This window comes from Pluralibacter gergoviae ATCC 33028 = NBRC 105706, assembly GCF_001598855.1.
In the GTDB taxonomy this organism is placed as follows: Bacteria; Pseudomonadota; Gammaproteobacteria; order Enterobacterales; family Enterobacteriaceae; genus Pluralibacter; species Pluralibacter gergoviae.
This window is the reverse complement of sequence record NZ_BCZS01000003.1, coordinates 87,046-104,982: the sequence shown is the minus strand read 5'-3', so window position 1 is coordinate 104,982 and position 17,937 is coordinate 87,046. Positions and strand designations below refer to the sequence as shown.

Below are 17,937 nucleotides of genomic sequence, written 5' to 3'. Positions count from 1 at the left end.
TTTATTCACTGAGGAGTGACTATGACCCGTAAAACGCTGATTATCGGCGGCGCTTCAGGTATCGGATTTGCCGTTGCCCGGGCGCTGACCGCCCGCGGCGACAGCCTGGTGATTGCCGGGCGCAGCGCACAAAAGCTTGACGCCGCGCGGCGGTCTCTGGCGACCGGCGGAGGGAATATCGAGACCGCCGCGCTGGACATCAGCCGCGACGCGGAGGTGACGACATTCGCAGGCCGCCTCGGCGCGGTGGACAATATCATCGTCACCGCCGGCTCGCAGGCGCCGGGCGGCGCGCTGGCTGAGCTGGATCTCGATGCGGCGCGGCAGGCCTTCGACACCAAGTTCTGGGGCAGTATTAACGCCGCGCGCCGCCTCAGCGGCAATATTGCCCCGCGCGGCACCCTGACGCTGACCAGCGGCTTTCTCGCCCGCCGCGCCGTCGCCGGGACCCTCGTTAAAACCACCATGAACGCCGCCCTGGAGTCGGCGGTGAAGGTGCTGGCGAAAGAGCTGTCGCCGCTGCGGATTAACGCCGTCAGCCCCGGCCTGACCGATACCGAAGCCTACGCCGGGATGGCGCCCGCGGCGCGGGAGAAGATGCTCAATGCGGCGGCCGAAACGCTGCCGGTGCGGGCCTTTGGCCGGGCGGAGGATATTGCCCGCGGCTATCTGTTTATTATCGATAACCCGTTCGTCACCGGCAGCGTAGTGGATATTGAGGGCGGCGCGCTGCTGGGCTAAGGCCTACTCCAGGGTGACGTGGTGGCGCATCACCCGGCGAAACAGCGCCAGCCGGACGCGCATAAAGCCCTTTTCCACCTTAAAGCCGGCCCGGCGGTGGATGCCGATGCGCAGCAGGCGGTCGCGGCCCCGCACCGCCGCCGGCCACGGCACCGGGCCGTCCAGCACCGTGCTACCGGCGCTGCGGGCAAAGTTGACCCAGTAATCGGCCACCCGGGCGGAGAAAGCAAGATCGCGTTCATTAACGTAGTTTTTCGCCGGCTCCGCCAGGGTCAGCGTATCGAAGACGTAGGGCACCTCGTTGCCGTGCCAGGTGCCGTGGAGGTAGGTCGCGCGCTCCGCTTCCGCCACGTAGTCAAACCAGTAGCGCCAGCAGGGGCGGTTGACCCGCCGCTGGGCCTGCATCACCACGTAGCCCAGCGTGGTAAAGGCCATATCGCGGCACACCTCGCGCCCCAGCGCCAGGTCGCCCCTGACGCCGGGATAGAGCAGCTTAATCAGCCCGAGGCCAAGCCGCCGCTGGCGGCGCAGCTTGGCTATCTCGGCGGCCAGGTCAACGCCAAACACCGCCATGACGCTTGCCTCGTCGCTGTTGGAGCCGACCATCACCGGCATCGGATGTTGCCCGCCGCGGAAAAAAACGTCGAGCATCGGCTGCGGCAGCACCGCGTCGCCGCTGATGGGCACCGGCCCATTTTTCAGCGGCCCCTCCAGCGGCCAGAACGCCTCGGCCGGGATGGCGCGCAGCTGCTCTGCGCTGGCATTTTCAAGGTTGAAGTGGCGGGCCAGCGCCTCGCCGTTTTTCAGCGCCTGCTGCCAGGGCGTGTCCGGGAGGGTATAGCCGCTTTGAATAATCGCCTTATGAAACAGCCCCTTTGCTTTCGGCGAGGCCAGCAGCGACAGCACGCTGCGCGCCCCGGCGGACTCCCCCATCAGCGTGACGTTGCCGCTGTCGCCGCCGAAGGCGGCAATGTTCTCCTGCACCCAGCGCAGGGCGGCTATCTGGTCCAGCAGGGCAAAGTTGCCGATGCGCTCGCCCTCTTCGCCCTCCAGCGCCGGATGGGCGAAAAAGCCCAGCTGCCCCAGGCGGTAATTGACCGTCACCAGCACCACCCCGCGCCGCGCCAGGGCCGCGCCGTCGTAGGGCGGCAGGTTTCCGGCGCCGATGGTGTAGCCGCCGCCGTGCAGCCAGACCATGACCGGTAATTTGTCGCCGCGCGCAGCGGGCGCCCAGACGTTAAGGTAGAGACAATCTTCCGAGAAACTGCCGGGATTGCCGCCGCCCAGCTCAACGCAGTGATCGATATTCTGCCAGCTGGCGGCCGCAAACTCGCGGGCCGGGCGCGTCTCCTGCCAGGGCGTTACCGGCTGCGGCGAGCGCCAGCGCAGCGCCCCGACGGGCGGGGCGGCGAAGGGGATGCCGCGCCAGACGTGAATATCCTTTTCGGCGGCGCCCAGAACGGGCCCCTGGCGCGTGGCGATCGGCGGCGGTGCGGGATGTGGCATAGCGGGATTCCTGTATTCTGCAATCCCGCCAGTGTAAACAGCTCTTATAGCAGCCCGCAACGCCGTTTGCTGCGATCTTCCGCCTGCTGGTAGAGGGTGAACTCGTCGAGCACCGGGCAGCCCAGCGCCGCTTCGAAATCCGCCCGGCTGCCGCTGCCCTGGCTGCGGGCCTGCTCGTCGCTGCCGAGATTGGACTGAAAGATGCCCGCCGCGCTGACCGGCAGAAAGTCCTCATAGGTGATGGGCTGCGCCACCAGCCAGCCGCGCTCGATAAGCGGCTGCGGATCGTCGCCCCGGCCAAAGGCGTGGCGGTGCGCCTCGCCGGCGGGCGTCAGGCGGTAGCGAAAATAGGCCAGCTCCCGGCGGCGCAGAAACAGTTCGCTGTCGGGAAACGCTTTAAAGGCGTCCGCCAGCTGCTGCTGGTGCTGGAGATTGCTTTTGCCGGTGCCCGCCTCGGCCAGCAGCGCGTCGTACAGCTCGCGCCCTTTCGGCGTCAGGGCCACGCCCCGCTGCTCAATTTCGCCGAAGCGCGCGGTGTGGGTGCCCTGATGCTCGCCGGCGAACAGCACCGGCTCGTCGAGCGCCTTAAAGCTGGTCTGGCGCAGGAGGATGGGCACCTCGCGGCGGGGCGGGCCTTCAATCAGCACCTTCGGCGCAATGCCGTATTCCGGCATCAGGGCCTGAACGCGGTCAATATCCAGCGTGCGCGGCGTCAGGTGGTTAATGTGGCAGCCCGGAAAGCAGACCACGTCGGCAATCAGCCGGTGCTCGCGGTGCAGGGCCTGATAGGTGTCGGCATCGACGGTGGCGTGGCGGTGCCAGCGGAACGTTTCCAGCGCCTCGCGCACGAACTCGCGGCCCTCGGCCTCGCTGAAGGCGCCCTGCTCTTCATGCAGCGCGATCAGCGCCCGGCAGCGCGGGGTAAAGATATCGCGGCGGGCGAGGATCGCCGCCGCCGTCTCGCGCAGGCTGCGATTTTCGATAAGCTCCGGGCGCAGCAGCGAGGTAAAAATGCGGAAGGGATTGCGGGCGAGCGCGGCGTCCTCCACCGGGCGGAACGCCGTGGAGTGTACCGGCACTCCCGCCTGGGAAAGGTCGTAATAGCTCACCGGCTGCATTCCCATCACGGCAAACATGCGTCGCAGGGTCGCCAGTTCATCGGCGGTCCCGACGCGGATAGCGCCGTGGCGCTCAACGTTGAGCCGCGCCAGCTCGCCGGCGTTGGCGAGCCGCTCGTGCAGCCGGGGATTGCTCTCCAGCACCGCGAGGTTAACGTCCGCCACCAGCTCCAGCAGCGTGGCGTACTGGGGAACCTCCTGCTGATACATGGCCGACATCGCCTGCGAAAAAAGCTCCCGAATCTCATCAGCCGTGAGGGTGTTCGCCATTCTTTCATCTCTCCTGTGAATACCAGGATGAGTGTATATAAGCCTTATTACTTACGACGGGGAGAATGTCGGAAGTGTGATCGCCGCCAGTCTCGCTTTTGGTTCTGATATCTATTTTTTTAATAACTGAAGGTTATGGTAAATCGGGCATAAATTCACTTTAAATTAACATTGTATTTACACACACTGCCGGTGATGCCATCACAACAATAATTACCGACCCTGACACTGGAGCACCCTATGGCCGAAATCTGGACCCCGCGCGAGGTTGTCCATCGCGACTACAATAGCCATCCGCCCGCTCACGCCCCTGGCTATAAGACCAGCGTGCTGCGTTCGCCGCGCAATGCGCTGATATCCCTGCAAAATTCATTATCTGAAATTACCGGCCCGGTCTTCGGCAGCGACGATCTTGGTCCGCTGGATAATGACCTGATCATGAATTATGCCAAAGACGGCCTGCCCATCGGCGAACGGATCATCGTCCACGGCTATGTGCGCGACGGCTTTGGCCGGCCAATGAAAAATACCCTTGTCGAAGTGTGGCAGGCCAATGCCGGCGGCCGCTACCGGCACAAAAAAGACAAGTACCTGGCGCCTATCGATCCCAACTTCGGCGGCTGCGGCCGGGTGCTGACCGATGAAAACGGCTACTACTTTTTCCGCACCATCAAGCCCGGCCCCTATCCGTGGCGCAACCAGGCCAGCGACTGGCGTCCGGCGCATATCCACTTTTCGCTCTCCGGCGAAGCGTGGGCCCAGCGGCTGATCACCCAGATGTACTTCGAAGGGGATCCGCTCATCAAACAGTGCCCCATCGTCAAGACCATTAACAACGACGACGCCATCCGCACCCTGATTGCCGAGCTGGACACCCACGCCGCCGTGCCGCTGGACTGCCTGGCCTATCGCTTCGACCTCGTGCTGCGCGGCCACCGCGCGACGCTTTTCGAAAACCGCACCCAGGGAGCCGCCCGATGAAAAACTACTTACCGGAAACCGCCTCCCAGACCGCGGGGCCTTACGTACATATCGGCCTGGCGCCGGACGCCGCCGGTTTTCATATTTTTGAGAAGAACTTCGGGCCGGTGCTGGTCAACGACCGGACCGAAGGCGAGCGCATCGCCATCGAAGGTCGGGTGATCGACGGCTCCGGCACGCCGGTGCGCGACGTGATGATAGAGATCTGGCAGGCCAACGCCGCCGGGCGCTACAGCCATCCGGACGACCGGCAGCAGGAAAAAGCGCTGGACCCGGCCTTTCGCGGCTGGGGGCGGGCGTGCTCCGACTTTGACTCCGGCGTATGGCGTTTTGAAACCATCAAGCCCGGCGCCGTCGTCGGGCGCGACGGCCGCATTATGGCGCCGCACGTTAATCTGTGGATCGTGGCACGCGGCATCAATATCGGCCTCAACACCCGGATGTACTTCTCCGACGAGCAGGAGGCCAACCGCGACGATCCGGTGCTGAATCTCATTGAATGGGAAGTGCGCCGCCAGACGCTGATCGGCCAGCGCGAACAGCGCGGCGGAGAGACGGTCTACCGCTTCGATATTCGCCTGCAGGGCGAAGGCGAGACGGTGTTTTTTGATCTGTAGTTGATGCAGCTTCCCCGGCCGGGGAAGCTGAACTCCCCCTTAATTCCCGGCGCCTGGCTTTTGCCGGGCGGCGCTGCGCTTGCGCCGGCCTACGGTGCGCAGGCCACCGTGTTTTACGCGGCTTCATGCGCAATCAGCGCGCTTTTCTTGCCGCCCCACCACCGTAGCCAATCATGGTTACGTCCTTACCGATAACGGCGGCGAAAGAAGCGAATTTTTAGCGGCGCTTTCCGGCAAAAAGGCTCGGGAGAAGTATTAGCCATTGGCTATTACGGATATTAGACGTATTAATGTGATTACCAGGGAATACTAACGATATAATTACCAGGCGTTTGCGACCTCATACATTGCAAGGGAAATTTGACGTATCCTCATGTCTGAAAATTGCTGAATTGCGTCAAACGCCTTCATTTTTACCGACAGTTAGCATGTTGTCATGCGACTTATGTTCAAAAGGATGTGAACAATGCAAATAATGAGAATGAGTTACAACGACCTCTCGAAGGATGGCGGTGAAGCCAAACTACACGTTTACGGCGTTGGAGTTTTTCCCGTTTTTTCCGGGCAAAAACCTTATACAAACGACCCTAATTGCACATATCTTCCAAACAGCGGTATTCCGGTGGGAAGATACTGGATTGTAGATCGTCCGGAAGGCAGCCTTGCCAACCAGGTAAGAGGATGGGCTATAGATGCCTGGTACGGCTCCAACCATTCAGAATGGTTCGCGCTCTTCAATGCACAAACAATGAGTGACCATATTTTTATCAACGGTGTTGCACGCGGTGGGTTTCGCCTTCACCCTCTTCGGCCTGACGGTTCAGGGATAAGCGAGGGATGTATCACATTCTCGCGACGTGCTGATTTTTATTCAGTCAGAAATAGTCTAATCCGTCAGAAAAAAGTCCGGGTGCCCGCCTCTCGCTTCGGGCTAATGGCATACGGTTACGTTGATGTTCAGGGAGAGAGTGACTTTGCAAACTGCAAAATTCGTTAAAATAATCGCCGGCTTCATCGTCTGCTTCGTCATGGCGTTTACGTTCTCTCGCTATGGGATGCCGCTCTATCCAATAACCAGCTGGCTTGTTGACCACTTATACCAGTATTTTAGTCATTACCAGAGCGACACCTACGAAGCGGGTACCGACCCAGTAACCTTTACCTCTCTAGTGGTTGTGCTTTTAATCTGGGCGCTGATTCTTTATTTCCTGTTGCACTGGATAGTAAAAATACTCAGGCAGAGATAACCCAGGAGGAGTTCACAATAGGGCACCGGCCCGCTTTTTGCGAAGCGCTGCCTGCCATATTCGGTTTAACTCTTCTTCTTAACGGCTTCCTGATATTCGCGGTTGCCGCTATGCGCTTCGGCGCGGGGGTTCTGAATATGATCCCCGGCCCTGCTGTCGCCATCATCGCCTGTCTCGCCGCCGGATTTACCAGCAGCTGCCTGCGGTCTGCGATGCTTGCGGTTTCTCCGACGCCTGTCCCAACGGCGGAGCAACCATGTTCAGCTTACTGACGGCCTTCGGCAATGCCGGACGTAGCCTGGCGCCATGGCGGGTAGGGAGCATCAGCAAATGAAGGGAGCCGTCGCGCACCTCCCTTTTGCCGGGCGGCACTGGGCTTGCATCGGCCTACGGTACTGAGCCTGCCATGTTGTGCGAGGCTTCATGCGCAATCAGCCACGCTTTTCTCGCCACTCCGCCGCCGTAGCCGGTCATCGTTCCGTCCTTGCCGATAATGCGATGGCAGGGGATGACGATAGCGATTCGGTTTGCCCCGTTGGCTGACGCCACGGCGCGCGCGGCGCTGGGCTGGCCGATAGCGGCGGCAAGAGACTGGTAGCTCGTCGTCGCACCGTGAGGAATATCGCGCAGCGCCTGCCAGACCCTGAGCTGGAACGCGCTGCCCGGGGCGTCGAGCGCCAGGTCGAAGCTGCCGCGCGCGCCGGCAAAATACTCGCCAATCTCCTGTACGGCCTGGCGGGTGTGGGTATTCTCTCCGGCAAGAATCGGGGCGCGGAAGCTCTGCTGGAGGTCTTTGAACTCGGTCTCCAGCATTCTGCGGTCAACAAACTCCAGCAGACACACCCCGCGCGCGGTCGCGCAGACGAACATCGGCCCCAGCGGCGTAGTAAAGCGGTGGATCAGGATAACGTTGTGCTCTTCGCTCGGCGCGCTACCTGTCAGCTTCTTGCAGGTATAGCCAAAACCGCTGAGGGATTCATAGCCGCTGTCGAAAGCGACATCCGTCGCCGCCCTGCCCGCCTTCAGCTCCTGAAGCGCGACGTTCACGCGCTGCATGCGCTGAAAGGCCTGAAATGTCATACCTTGGTGCTGCAAAAACCAGCGTCTGACCCGCTCGGGGCTGATGCCCCGCTCCCGCAGGACGCCGTCGCTGATACGCTCTTTCGGTGCGGCCCGCGCCAGGCGAAGAGCATGTTCAATATATTCCGGCGCCGAAAAGGCGTTTTCCGTCGGATGGCATATTTTGCAAGGGCGGTAGCCCGCGTCCAGAGCCGATTTAATATCATCATAAAATTCGACGTTCTCACGCTTTGGCTTACGTGCCCGGCAGATGGCGATACAAAAGACGCCGGTGGTTTTGACCCCGACAAAAAATACGCCGGTATAGTCCGGTGCCCTTGCCAGCAGGGCCTGATACCAGATATCACACTGTGCAGAATCAGTGATTTTCATCGCTAAAGAGGTCCAGAAATGAGTGATGTGATTGTACCGCGTTCAGCAATTGCTTAACGCCGATCTGCGCCGCCGCGTGGAGCGCGTTTCCCATAGAGACTCGCCTGACGCCCCACTGCGCGAGCAGGTTGAAGTCGGCCAGTTCGGGTACCGCCATGATGTTCAACGGTAATGCGACACCGCGCGCCAGCGCAACAATATCCCGCTGCTCGCGCAGGCAGGGAACGAACAGCCCGTCGGCACCGCTGGCGGCGTAAAGCCTTCCGCGCAGCAGCGTCTCCTCAAGCGCGTTTTCCCTGTTAAGCAGAAAAGCATCGGTGCGCACGTTGATAAACACATCCGGGCAGGCCTTCCTGACCGCAGCAAGCCTCCGGGCAAACTGGCGGTCATCATCCAGCGTACGGTTACCCTTATGCACGCGGCTGTCCTCAATATTGATGCCGGCGATGCCTGCGTCCGTCAGGCGCTGAATGTTACTACTAATTTCGGCGGCGGTATCGCCGTATCCTGCCTCGACGTCCACGCATAAAGGAACCGTAACGGCGCTCTTAATGCGGCTGACGATGTAAAACAGCTCGTCAAAAGCGAGACCTTCGCCATCGGCGTATCCCAGCATTGCCGAGATGGCGGCGCTTGACGTCCCTAACGCGCGGTAGCCAGCTGCTTCGGCAGCCAGCCCACCCGGGACGTCCCAAACGTTAGCGAGTAATAATGGCTGATTCTGCTGATGGAGTGCCTTGAAATTCATATTTTGCTCCCGTTGTGATGAACACTCAGTGTGCGGTTACGGCAGCAATGATCACAACCGAAAAACGGACGACCATTTTTATTTTGCTTTTTTACATCAACAATCTGTTGGAGAGAATAAAGATGCAAAATAGCTTGTTAACTCAGCGGCTCACTGGCCATCTTCACCTCCTTCCATAACCAGTTGTAACGTAATTACCACCAATGTTAATAAGTTTTTGCTATCAAGTTATCAAAACTAAACAACTTATCTTGAAAGCGTCCCCGATAAGTCACTAACATCCGGTTATGGAAAAAAACGCACTCTTCAGCCAGCGCATTCGCTTGCGCCACTTACATACCTTTGTTGCCGTCGCCCAGCAGGGAACCCTGGGGCGCGCGGCGGAAACCCTTAACCTCAGCCAGCCGGCGCTGTCAAAGACGCTTAACGAACTGGAGCAGCTTATCGGCAGCCGCCTGTTCGAACGCGGGCGTCTCGGGGCGCAGCTGACCCTGATGGGCGAGCAGTTTCTTACCCACGCGGTCAAAGTGCTTGACGCCATCAACACCGCCGGCCAGGCGCTGAGCCGCAAAGAGGGGCTCGGCGGCGACGTGGTGCGCATCGGCGCCCTGCCGACGGCGGCGCTGGGGATTTTGCCGGCGGTGATCGGCCAGTTTCACAAGCAGCAAAAGGAGGTCACTCTGCAGGTGGCCACCATGAACAACACCATGCTGCTGGCGGGCCTCAAGTCTGGCGAGATCGATCTCGGCATCGGCCGGATGTCCGATCCGGAGCTGATGAGCGGCCTCAACTACGAGCTGCTGTTTCTGGAGTCGCTGAAGCTGGTGGTGCGCCCGAACCACCCGCTGCTGCATGAAACGGTGACCCTGAGCAAAGTGATGGAGTGGCCGGTGGTGGTCTCCCCGAAAGGGACAGTGCCGCGCCAGAATGCCGAAGCGCTGGTGCAGAGCCAGGGCTGCAGGATCCCCGCCAGCTGCATTGAAACCCTGTCGGCGTCGCTGTCGCGCCAGCTAACGGTGGATTATGACTACGTGTGGTTTGTGCCCTCCGGGGCGGTGAAGGACGACCTGCGGCGCGGAACCCTGACCGCCCTGCCGGTGCCGACCCAGGGCGCGGCGGAGCCGATTGGCGTGTTGACCCGCGTCGATACGCCCCTCTCCTCCGGCGCTCAGACGCTGCTGAGCGCTATCCGTAAGTCGATGCCGGGCTGAGCCCGGCATCGCCGCTGCATTATCTTTCCCGGTCAACGACCATCTCAGCTTTCTCCATTATAATAAACAGCGCACTCATCACCCCCTACAAATATATCGCACCCTACCGGAGGATATATAATGCGTGATATTTTAAGCGCTTTTATTAATATAGCAGAGTTACATCCTGAAAATACTGCCATTGTGCATAACGACATTAAAATAAGCTATCAGGAACTTAACCGCCGCAGCGATGAATTATACTGCGCACTGCGGCAGGTAGGCGTCGCGCCACAGCATCATATCCCGGTAGTGGCACAGCGCTCCGTCGAGATGATCGTTGCCATCCTCGCCATTTTAAAGACCGGCGCCAGCTATATTCCGATCGATATTCATTACCCGCAAAAGCGCATTCAGCAAATTATTTCCGGCAGCGGCGCGCCGGTAGTTGTCATCAGCCACTGCGCTTTTTTATCGGCCATCAGCGCAGCGGCGGATAATATTATTGCCGTCGATAATATGTCGCCGCAATCCGCACCGGCGCCGCAGCCGATTATTTCCGCCGCAGAGGATCCTGCCTACGTTATTTTCACCTCGGGCACGACCGGCGTACCGAAAGGCGTGGTCATCCCGCACGGCGCCCTGTACAACCTCATCAGCTGGCACAACGCCCGCTTTGGCGTCGACAGCGGGACACGCAGCAGCCTGATTGCCGGGATCGGCTTTGACGTTGCACAGTGGGAAATATGGTCGCCGCTGGTCTGCGGCGCAGTGCTGGTGCTGCCCGATAACGAAGAGATTAGGCTGCGGGCCGAGGGACTGCTGCGCTTTTTCAGCAATCGGGGCATTACCCATGGTTTTATCCCCACTGTGCTGGTGCCCGGGTTTACCGCCCTGAAGCCTCCCCCTGGCCTCGCGCTGCGCTATCTGTTCACCGCCGGCGAAAAGCTCGGCCCCGTGCGCCTCGACAATCTCCCGTATCGGCTGGTGGATTACTACGGTCCTACCGAAGCCACCATCTTTACCACCTGTAATCTTGTCGAGTGCGCGACAGCGCAGCCGCAGGCCAGTATCGGCTATCCCGTCGCGGGTGCGCAGGTTTTTATCCTTGATAACGCGCTGCGCCCGGTGGCCGACGGTGAGCCAGGTGAGCTGTTTATCGCCGGGCCGGGACTCGCGACGGGCTATCTTGCGCAACCGGCGCTGACCGCAGAGGTATTTATCTTTCCACCCTTTATGCCCGGCGTGCGGATGTACCGCAGCGGCGATAGCGCCCGCAGACTGCCCGACGGACGCATTCAGTTTCTCGGCCGCCTCGATGCCCAGATTAAGATCCGCGGCAACCGCATCGAACCGGGGGAGATTGAGAACGTACTGATGCAGGTTCCCGGCGTGAAGGCTGCCGTGGCGCTGGTTGACGAGGACGCCTCAACCGACGAAAAACGCCTCCTGGCCTTTGCGGCGGCGCACGGCGTGGGCGAAGAGACGCTGCGCCGCGCCCTGACGGAGGCGCTGCCGGACTATTTTATGCCGGCAGCGATCCGCATTGTGCCGCAGATCCCACTGACGCCCAACGGTAAAACGGACAGGCAGGCCCTGCTGGCGGGCTATCACAGTACGCACTCACCGGCGTCCACAGCTCCACTGCAGGGGCGCGAAGCGCTGCTGGCGGAGATCTGGCAATCGCTGTTAAAAAGCGGACTGCCCGGCCCCGATGATGATTTTTTCGCCCTCGGCGGCCATTCGCTTCTGGCGGCGCAGCTGGCGGCGGCCGTCGGCGCCAGGACCGGGATCCGCACCTATGTCCGCGATATCTATGAGGCCCCTACCGTGCGTTCCCTGACGCAAACCCTCAACGAGCGGCAACATGCCGGGCCGCCCGCGGCCGACAGCGAACCGCTGCGCGTCCTGCAGGATGACGTTTTCCTCGCCGAGGACCTGACGTTTTGCGCGCCGTATGACGAGGCGCAAATTACCGCCCCGCGCGCGATTTTCCTCACCGGCGCCACCGGCTTCGTCGGTTCTCATCTGCTGGCAGACCTGCTGCACACCACCGGGGCCGATATTTATTGTCTGGTGCGCAGCCCCGATAACCGGCAGGCGGGAGAAAAAATTGCCGCCACCCTGGCGCGCTACGATATTGCGCTTAGCGACGAGCAGCAGCGGCGCATCGTGCCCCTGGCGGGCGATCTGGCAGAGCCTGACTTCGCCATGGCGCGCGACGCTTACCGCGATCTGTACCAGCGAATAGACATTATTTATCACTCCGCCAGCGCGGTAAATTTCATCCAGCCCTACTCATGGATGAAGCGGGATAACGTTCATGGCCTGCGCGAGATTATTCGCTTTGCCGCGGGTAGCCGCCTCAAGCCGCTGATCCTGCTGTCAACCATCTCCGTCTACAGCTGGGGGCATCTGCATACCGGCAAGCGGAAAATGTATGAAGCCGACGACATCGACCAGAACCTGCCCGCGGTCATCACCGATATCGGCTATGTCCGCAGCAAATGGGTGATGGAGAAAATCGCCGATCTGGCAGCCGCGAAAGGCCTGCCGCTGATGACCTTCCGGCTAGGCTACGCCACCTGCCACAGCCGGACGGGCGCCAGCGCCGATTATCAGTGGTGGGGACGGCTGGTGAAAACCTGTCTGGAGAGCGGCACCGTGCCGCTGCTGCACGATCTGCGCGAGGGTCTGACAACGGTGGATTATATGACCCGGGCCATCGCCGCTATCTCCCGAAATCCCCGGGCATTGGGCCATAAATTTAATCTTATTCACGACGGCGAGAACAACCTCACCCTGGAGGCTTTCTTTGAACAGCTGGAAAAGAGCTTTGGCTTCCGCTTCCGGCGCCTGCCCTATCAGCAGTGGCTGGCGCAGTGGGAAACCGACCCCGGCGCGCCGCTCTACCCGCTGCTGAGTCTGTTTAAGGACAATATGACCGGCGGGCGCTCCACGGTGGAGCTTTATCAGGAGACCTATCTGTGGGACTGCCGGAACGTGCGGCACTTTTTGCAGGGCAGCGGCATCAGCGAGCCGCGCTTCGACCGCGAGGTGCTGGCGCGCTACCTTCAGCGATCTCTGGGCCGGGAGGATATCGCCGGGCGCCGGCACCCGGTGCTGTGATAGCGAAAATGCCGGGCTGAGCCCGGCATCACTCATTTCTTCCTCGGCATCATCCGCAGCAGCGTATTGTCTTTCCAGAGGTAATGATGCAGCAGCGCCGCCAGCGCGTGCAGGCCGACGACGTAGTAGCTCAGATTGGCCAGCAGCTTGTGATACTCCTTAAACAGATCCGCCAGCCCGAAATTCGATTCTGCCGCGTGGGGCATCACCAGCCCAAAGGCTATCCACGGATTGCCGCGGTTATACATCAGCCCGAGGCCAAGCAGCGGCAGGAGAATAAACAGCAGCGTGATGATCAGATGGCCGAGGTGCGCCATGCCGGTCATCCACGGCTTCGGCTTTGGCACGATCGGCGGCGCCGGGCGCTTCAGGCGAATAATCAGCCGCGCCATCATCAGCACCAGAATAGCAATGCCGCCGGAGACGTGAACCATGTTAAACCAGGGCCGGTACTCCCGGGGAAAGAAACCGCGCAGGTCCATGGCGCACCAGGTAACAATGACCAGCAGAAAGACGAGCCAGTGGATGGCGATCTGCAGACCGGAGTATTTATCTTTCATCGCATTTTTCCCTCAGAATTCAAGGGCCATAACATAGCGGGCCTGGGTTAAAAATTCATTAAGTTTTGCATCGGTAATTATTGATAATGATTCTCATTTACATTATGGTATTTAAACCCGTTACGGCAGTGACTGGCGTTTATCTCCATTGTGGTATCTGCGCCGCCTTCGGGCGGCTTTTTCAGGAGGGCGGTATGGTGGCAAAAAATAAGACACATTGTCGGCGCATCGGCAGCACGCTGCGCCGTTCGCGCTTTCGCGACGCGTTCAGCAGGCTCAGCGAAGAAAAAAAAGAGGCCGAATATCTGGCCGTTACCCGCCGCAGCGGCCCGCTGCTGGTCCACCTCGTTCCGGCCAGGAAAACTTAATCGCCCTGCTTCGCCGGAAAATAGCGCAGGTAACCCGCCGTACCGCCTCCGCCGTCGGAGGGATGATGAATGCCGTTTGATACCGGCACCTCGGCAAAATCAAAGGGCGATACGCCCTCCAGGCAGGCGGCGTTAACGCCGTACTGCTGCGGGTTCGAGCGCCGCTGGTGAAAGGTGTAAATGCCGCAGACGGCGCAAAAATAGTGGGCCGCCTGGCGGGTATTGAAGCGGTATTCGGTCAGTACCTCCTGCCCCTGCAGCACCTCGATGCCCGACAGCGGCGCCGAGACCACCACCGCGCCGCGCATCCGGCAAAACGAGCAGTCGCAGCGCCGGGCGGTGCGCAGACCATCCGTTAACTCGACGGTGAACTTAACCCGGCCGCAGTGGCAGCTGCCGTTGATTTTTTCTGACATCGCGCGATCCCCCTGTTGTTGAAAAACGCTTTAACCATAGCAAATCATCCGGGCCGCCCGCGCGGGCGGCGCATATCTTTTCAGTTAAATTAATGTTAAATATTTAGCTAAAGCGCCCGACAGGCCAGCGCGGTCCGCAGGCTGGCGTCGTCGCGCAGGCTGCGCCACGCCATGTCAATCTCCTCGGGGATCTCAACGTGGACGATAAAGTCCCGTCCGCGCGGGCCGTAGCCCCCGGCGTCATCCCGCAGGCGCGGCAGTTCGCCGAGCAGCAGCGACAGGTAGCGCTCAACGGACCAGGCGCCGTCGCCGGGCGGCGCGAAGGCGACGCTTTCGCCCGAACGCAGCAGTTCCGGCGCGAAGCCCGGGTGGCTCAGCCAACGGGTCGGAACCCCGCTCTCCCGCTGCGCGCGGGTAAAAGTGGCTATCGTGCGGCGCTGCATAGTTGGGTCCTGAACCACGGCTGCCGCGCCGGGCGACAGCCCGCGTTCGGCCATCAGCGCCAGGCTAAAGCGGGCGTTTTCGCCGCAGTTGGTGGAGCGGTCTTCGACCAGAATGCGGCTGCGGGGCACGCCCCAGAAGCGGTGGGCAATATCGGCAAGAATAGCCGCCTCCGGCCGCCCGGCGGTGTCGATGGCGCAGTAGCGCGGGTGGCGCGCCACCGCGTCGTACAGATACGTTGTCGAGTGGCCAATGCCGCCGCTTATCAGCAGCTCCCGGCCGTCCGCCGCCAGCCGACAGGCGGCGTCAATGGTCGGGATGACCGCGTTACCTGCCAGTATAACCAGCCCGGCTTCGGACAGGTCGCTGTCGGGATCGCGCTGGGCCAGCCACTGGCCGAGGCGGTTGGCGGCCCGCAGGGTGGTATCGGTCTGCAGAGGAGTGTTCATGGGATGATCCTTCTTCATTCTTATTGAGCGCGCACGTGGCGAGCGCCACCGGCAACGATATCCGTCACAATCATGCCATTAATCGGTCGCCGGGACGCGGTCTTCTTCGCTCAGGGGCGAGCCAAACGCGGAGAGTCGCAATGTATCAGAAGTGGTCCGAGGTCGATAACTACCTGATTGATGCGCTTATTCCGAGAGATTCACTGCTGGACCAGGTATTGCAGAACAACCGGCGCGCCGGGCTGCCGCCCATCGACGTTGCCGCCAATCAGGGGCAGCTGCTGGCCCTGCTGGTGCGCATCACCGGCGCCCGGCGGGTGCTGGAGATCGGCACTCTCGGCGGCTACAGCACGGTGTGGATGGCCCGCGAGCTGCCGGAGGACGGCAGGCTTATCACCCTCGAATACAGTCCGCACCACGCCGCCGTGGCCCGCGACAATCTGCGGCTGGCGGGCGTGGCTGAAAAGGTTGAGGTAATCGAAGGCCCGGCGCTGGACTCCCTTGCCGCGATGGACAATCCGCCGCCGTTCGATCTGGTGTTTATCGACGCCGATAAGCCCAACAATCCGCGCTATCTGGAGTGGGCCCTGCGCTACGCCCGCCCCGGCACGCTGATTATCGGCGATAACGTGGTGCGCGGCGGCGAAGTGACCGATCCCGGCAGCGGGGACCCGGCGGTTCAGGGTGTGCAGGCGTTTCTCGCCATGATGGGCAGCGATCCGCGCCTGACGGCCACGGCGCTGCAAACCGTGGGCATCAAGGGCTGGGACGGCTTTACTCTGGCGGTCGTACGTTAATAACAGATAACAATACGAGGAAAAAATGACTTCTCAGAAGGAATTGCTGCGCCAGCTGGCTGACGCATCGGGACAAAAGCAGCTGTTGACTCATCAGGACGATAAGGCCTGGTACACGCGCGGATTCCGCGTTGGCCAGGGCGAAGCGCTGGCGGTGGTCCTCCCCCTGACGCTGCAGGCGCTGTGGAAAACCCTGCAGGTCTGCGTCGCCCACGACGCCATCGTGCTGATGCAGGCCTCCAATACCGGCGTCACCGGCGGCTCAACGCCGGACGGCAGCGACTACGACCGCGATGTGATAATCATCAGCACCCGCCGGCTCAAAGGCGTGCAGGTGATTGATGACAATCGCCAGGTGATTGCCTTTCCCGGCACCACCCTCACCGAACTGGAGCAAACGCTGCAGCCGCTGGGCCGCGAGCCGCACTCGGTGATCGGCTCCTCCTGCATCGGCGCGTCGGTGGTGGGCGGCGTGTGCAATAACTCCGGCGGGTCGCTGATCCGCCGCGGCCCGGCGTTTACCGAGAAATCGCTGTTCGCCCGCATCCACGACGACGGGCGGCTGGAGATGGTGAACCATCTCGGCATCGACCTGGGCGAGACGCCGGAGGCGATGCTGGATAACCTCACCCGGCAGCAGTACCGCACCGGCGATCGCCCAGACTGGCAGGGCAAAATCTGGGCCGACGACTATGCCGACCGCCTGCGCGACGTTGACGCCGACAGCCCCGCCCGCTTCAACGGCGATCTGCGCTACCTGCACGACAGCGCCGGGAGCGCGGGCAAGGTGGTGGTCTTCGCCGTGCGCCTGCCGACCTTTGCCGCCAGCGCGGGCAGCGAGACCTTTTACATGGGCAGCAATGACGAACGGGAGCTGGTGGCCCTGCGCCGCTTTCTGCTGACCCGCATGAGCGAACTGCCCCAGCAGGCGGAGTATATCCACCGCGGCGCGTTCGATATGACGGTGCGCTACGCCAAGCATATGTATCTGGCGATCCGCCGGCTCGGTCCGCAGGCGATCCCGCGCCTGATGGCGAACAAGGCAAAGTGGGATATCCGCGTCGGCCACCTGAAGCTGCTCCCGCGCAACGCGGTGGACCGCGCGCTGCAGCTATTTAATCAGCTGACGCCCGCATTCGTCGCCCCGCGCATCATGGCGTGGCGCGATGGCTACGAACACCATCTGATGATCAAAGTCGAGTCCGCGCAGGCCGACGAACTGCAGGCCCTGCTGGCAGAGTTCTTTCGCGAACGCAGCGGCGATTTCTTCCGCTGCGACGCCCGGGAGGCGGCGGACGCCTTCCTGGTACGTTTCGGGGTCGGGGGCTGCACCATCTCCTACTGCGACGCGCTGGGCTATAACCCCAACGAACGGCTGGTGGCCTTCGACGTTGCCCTGCGCCGCAACGACGACGCCTGGCGCCTGGAACTGCCCCCGGCGCTGGCCGCCCAGGTAGAGGTGGACTCCTGCTGCGGGCACTTCTTCTGTTTCGTAAACCACCAGGACTACGTGCTGAAAGAGGGCGTGGACGCCGGAGCGTTCAAGGCGGAGGTGATGGCGTACCTGGAACAGCGCGGGGCGAAGTACCCGGCCGAGCATAACGTCGGCCACCTGTATCACGCCTCCTGCGAGCACGTGGCCCACTGGCAGCAGCTCGATCCGACCAACAGCTGCAATCCGGGCATCGGTAAGACCAGCAAGAAGAAGTTCTGGGCGTAAGGATCAGCGTCGGCGGCATTGCCCGGCGGCGCTGCGCTTGCGCGGGCCAGCACAGGGCGTCAACCGGAGCTGTAGATACTGTTATGGTATGCAACGCTACACACCCATTCTTCAGAGGATTGTGGGATCGTTCCGTTCACTCATAGCACTTTGCTTCTCTGTCAGAATATCTGCGGTGAACGTGCAA

Annotated in this window: 16 protein-coding genes; 9 read left to right on the top strand and 7 right to left on the bottom strand. The window is 61.4% G+C overall.

The genetic code is table 11. The features are described from left to right. The first annotated feature begins 21 nt into the window (after positions 1-21). On the top strand, positions 22-741 hold the full coding sequence (locus ENGE1_RS04705; RefSeq protein ID WP_080964492.1) for an SDR family oxidoreductase: 720 nt from the start codon (positions 22-24) through the stop codon (positions 739-741). 3 nt (positions 742-744) lie between these two features. On the opposite strand, the gene ENGE1_RS04700 is transcribed toward ENGE1_RS04705, so the two are convergent. Together ENGE1_RS04700 and hglS are read right to left on the bottom strand one after the other, a co-directional pair. Then, entirely contained in the window at positions 745-2,247 is a 1,503-nt protein-coding gene (locus ENGE1_RS04700; RefSeq protein ID WP_043084193.1) for a carboxylesterase/lipase family protein, read from the bottom strand. A gap of 44 nt (positions 2,248-2,291) precedes the next feature. Continuing rightward, positions 2,292-3,635: a 2-oxoadipate dioxygenase/decarboxylase HglS gene (gene hglS, locus ENGE1_RS04695; protein WP_048252618.1), complete on the bottom strand. Its 1,344-nt coding sequence runs from the start codon at positions 3,633-3,635 to the stop codon at positions 2,292-2,294. Between the two features lie 240 nt (positions 3,636-3,875). Here hglS and pcaH point away from each other — a divergent pair, with 240 nt between their 5' ends. From pcaH to ENGE1_RS26745, 3 genes are all read left to right on the top strand, one after another. After that, positions 3,876-4,616 carry a protocatechuate 3,4-dioxygenase subunit beta gene (gene pcaH, locus ENGE1_RS04690; protein WP_043084195.1) on the top strand — a complete coding sequence of 247 codons (741 nt, stop codon included), beginning with the start codon at positions 3,876-3,878 and terminating at the stop codon, positions 4,614-4,616. After that, the gene (pcaG, locus tag ENGE1_RS04685; protein ID WP_045287734.1) at positions 4,613-5,233 is read left to right on the top strand and encodes a protocatechuate 3,4-dioxygenase subunit alpha; all 621 of its coding nucleotides are present in this window, start codon (positions 4,613-4,615) and stop codon (positions 5,231-5,233) included. The genes pcaH and pcaG overlap by 4 nt, the downstream gene beginning before the upstream one ends. A gap of 466 nt (positions 5,234-5,699) precedes the next feature. After that, positions 5,700-6,230, top strand: coding sequence for a DUF2778 domain-containing protein (locus ENGE1_RS26745; protein WP_072065256.1), 531 nt, complete (start codon positions 5,700-5,702; stop codon positions 6,228-6,230). 637 nt (positions 6,231-6,867) lie between these two features. On the opposite strand, the gene ENGE1_RS04675 is transcribed toward ENGE1_RS26745, so the two are convergent. Further along, positions 6,868-7,932: a bifunctional transcriptional activator/DNA repair enzyme AdaA gene (locus ENGE1_RS04675; RefSeq protein ID WP_048252616.1), complete on the bottom strand. Its 1,065-nt coding sequence runs from the start codon at positions 7,930-7,932 to the stop codon at positions 6,868-6,870. Continuing rightward, positions 7,919-8,680: an isocitrate lyase/PEP mutase family protein gene (locus ENGE1_RS04670; protein ID WP_048252614.1), complete on the bottom strand. Its 762-nt coding sequence runs from the start codon at positions 8,678-8,680 to the stop codon at positions 7,919-7,921. The genes ENGE1_RS04675 and ENGE1_RS04670 overlap by 14 nt, the downstream gene beginning before the upstream one ends. A gap of 287 nt (positions 8,681-8,967) precedes the next feature. On the opposite strand from ENGE1_RS04670, the gene ENGE1_RS04665 reads away from it, so the two are divergent. Together ENGE1_RS04665 and ENGE1_RS04660 are read left to right on the top strand one after the other, a co-directional pair. Then, positions 8,968-9,891 (top strand): LysR substrate-binding domain-containing protein, encoded by a 924-nt coding sequence (locus ENGE1_RS04665; RefSeq protein WP_048252613.1) that lies wholly within the window; start codon positions 8,968-8,970, stop codon positions 9,889-9,891. A gap of 120 nt (positions 9,892-10,011) precedes the next feature. After that, a complete protein-coding gene (locus ENGE1_RS04660) occupies positions 10,012-12,999 on the top strand; it encodes an amino acid adenylation domain-containing protein (protein ID WP_064360555.1) in 2,988 nt (995 codons plus the stop codon). Between the two features lie 32 nt (positions 13,000-13,031). On the opposite strand, the gene cybB is transcribed toward ENGE1_RS04660, so the two are convergent. After that, positions 13,032-13,559 carry a cytochrome b561 gene (gene cybB, locus ENGE1_RS04655; protein ID WP_043084198.1) on the bottom strand — a complete coding sequence of 176 codons (528 nt, stop codon included), beginning with the start codon at positions 13,557-13,559 and terminating at the stop codon, positions 13,032-13,034. A 194-nt stretch (positions 13,560-13,753) separates the two neighbouring features. On the opposite strand from cybB, the gene ENGE1_RS28340 reads away from it, so the two are divergent. After that, positions 13,754-13,927: a hypothetical protein gene (locus ENGE1_RS28340; RefSeq protein WP_155409061.1), complete on the top strand. Its 174-nt coding sequence runs from the start codon at positions 13,754-13,756 to the stop codon at positions 13,925-13,927. On the opposite strand, the gene ENGE1_RS04650 is transcribed toward ENGE1_RS28340, so the two are convergent. Continuing rightward, positions 13,924-14,343 (bottom strand): GFA family protein, encoded by a 420-nt coding sequence (locus tag ENGE1_RS04650; protein WP_045287731.1) that lies wholly within the window; start codon positions 14,341-14,343, stop codon positions 13,924-13,926. The two genes, ENGE1_RS28340 and ENGE1_RS04650, sit on opposite strands and share 4 nt — an antisense overlap. Positions 14,344-14,450: 107 nt before the next feature. Then, positions 14,451-15,233, bottom strand: a complete 783-nt coding sequence (locus tag ENGE1_RS04645; protein WP_106912857.1) for a YdcF family protein — start codon at positions 15,231-15,233, stop codon at positions 14,451-14,453. Positions 15,234-15,373: 140 nt separating this feature from the next. On the opposite strand from ENGE1_RS04645, the gene ENGE1_RS04640 reads away from it, so the two are divergent. Then, positions 15,374-16,030 carry an O-methyltransferase gene (locus ENGE1_RS04640; RefSeq protein WP_048252608.1) on the top strand — a complete coding sequence of 219 codons (657 nt, stop codon included), beginning with the start codon at positions 15,374-15,376 and terminating at the stop codon, positions 16,028-16,030. A gap of 25 nt (positions 16,031-16,055) precedes the next feature. After that, positions 16,056-17,750 (top strand): D-lactate dehydrogenase, encoded by a 1,695-nt coding sequence (gene dld / locus ENGE1_RS04635; protein WP_048252606.1) that lies wholly within the window; start codon positions 16,056-16,058, stop codon positions 17,748-17,750. Positions 17,751-17,937: the final 187 nt, after the last annotated feature.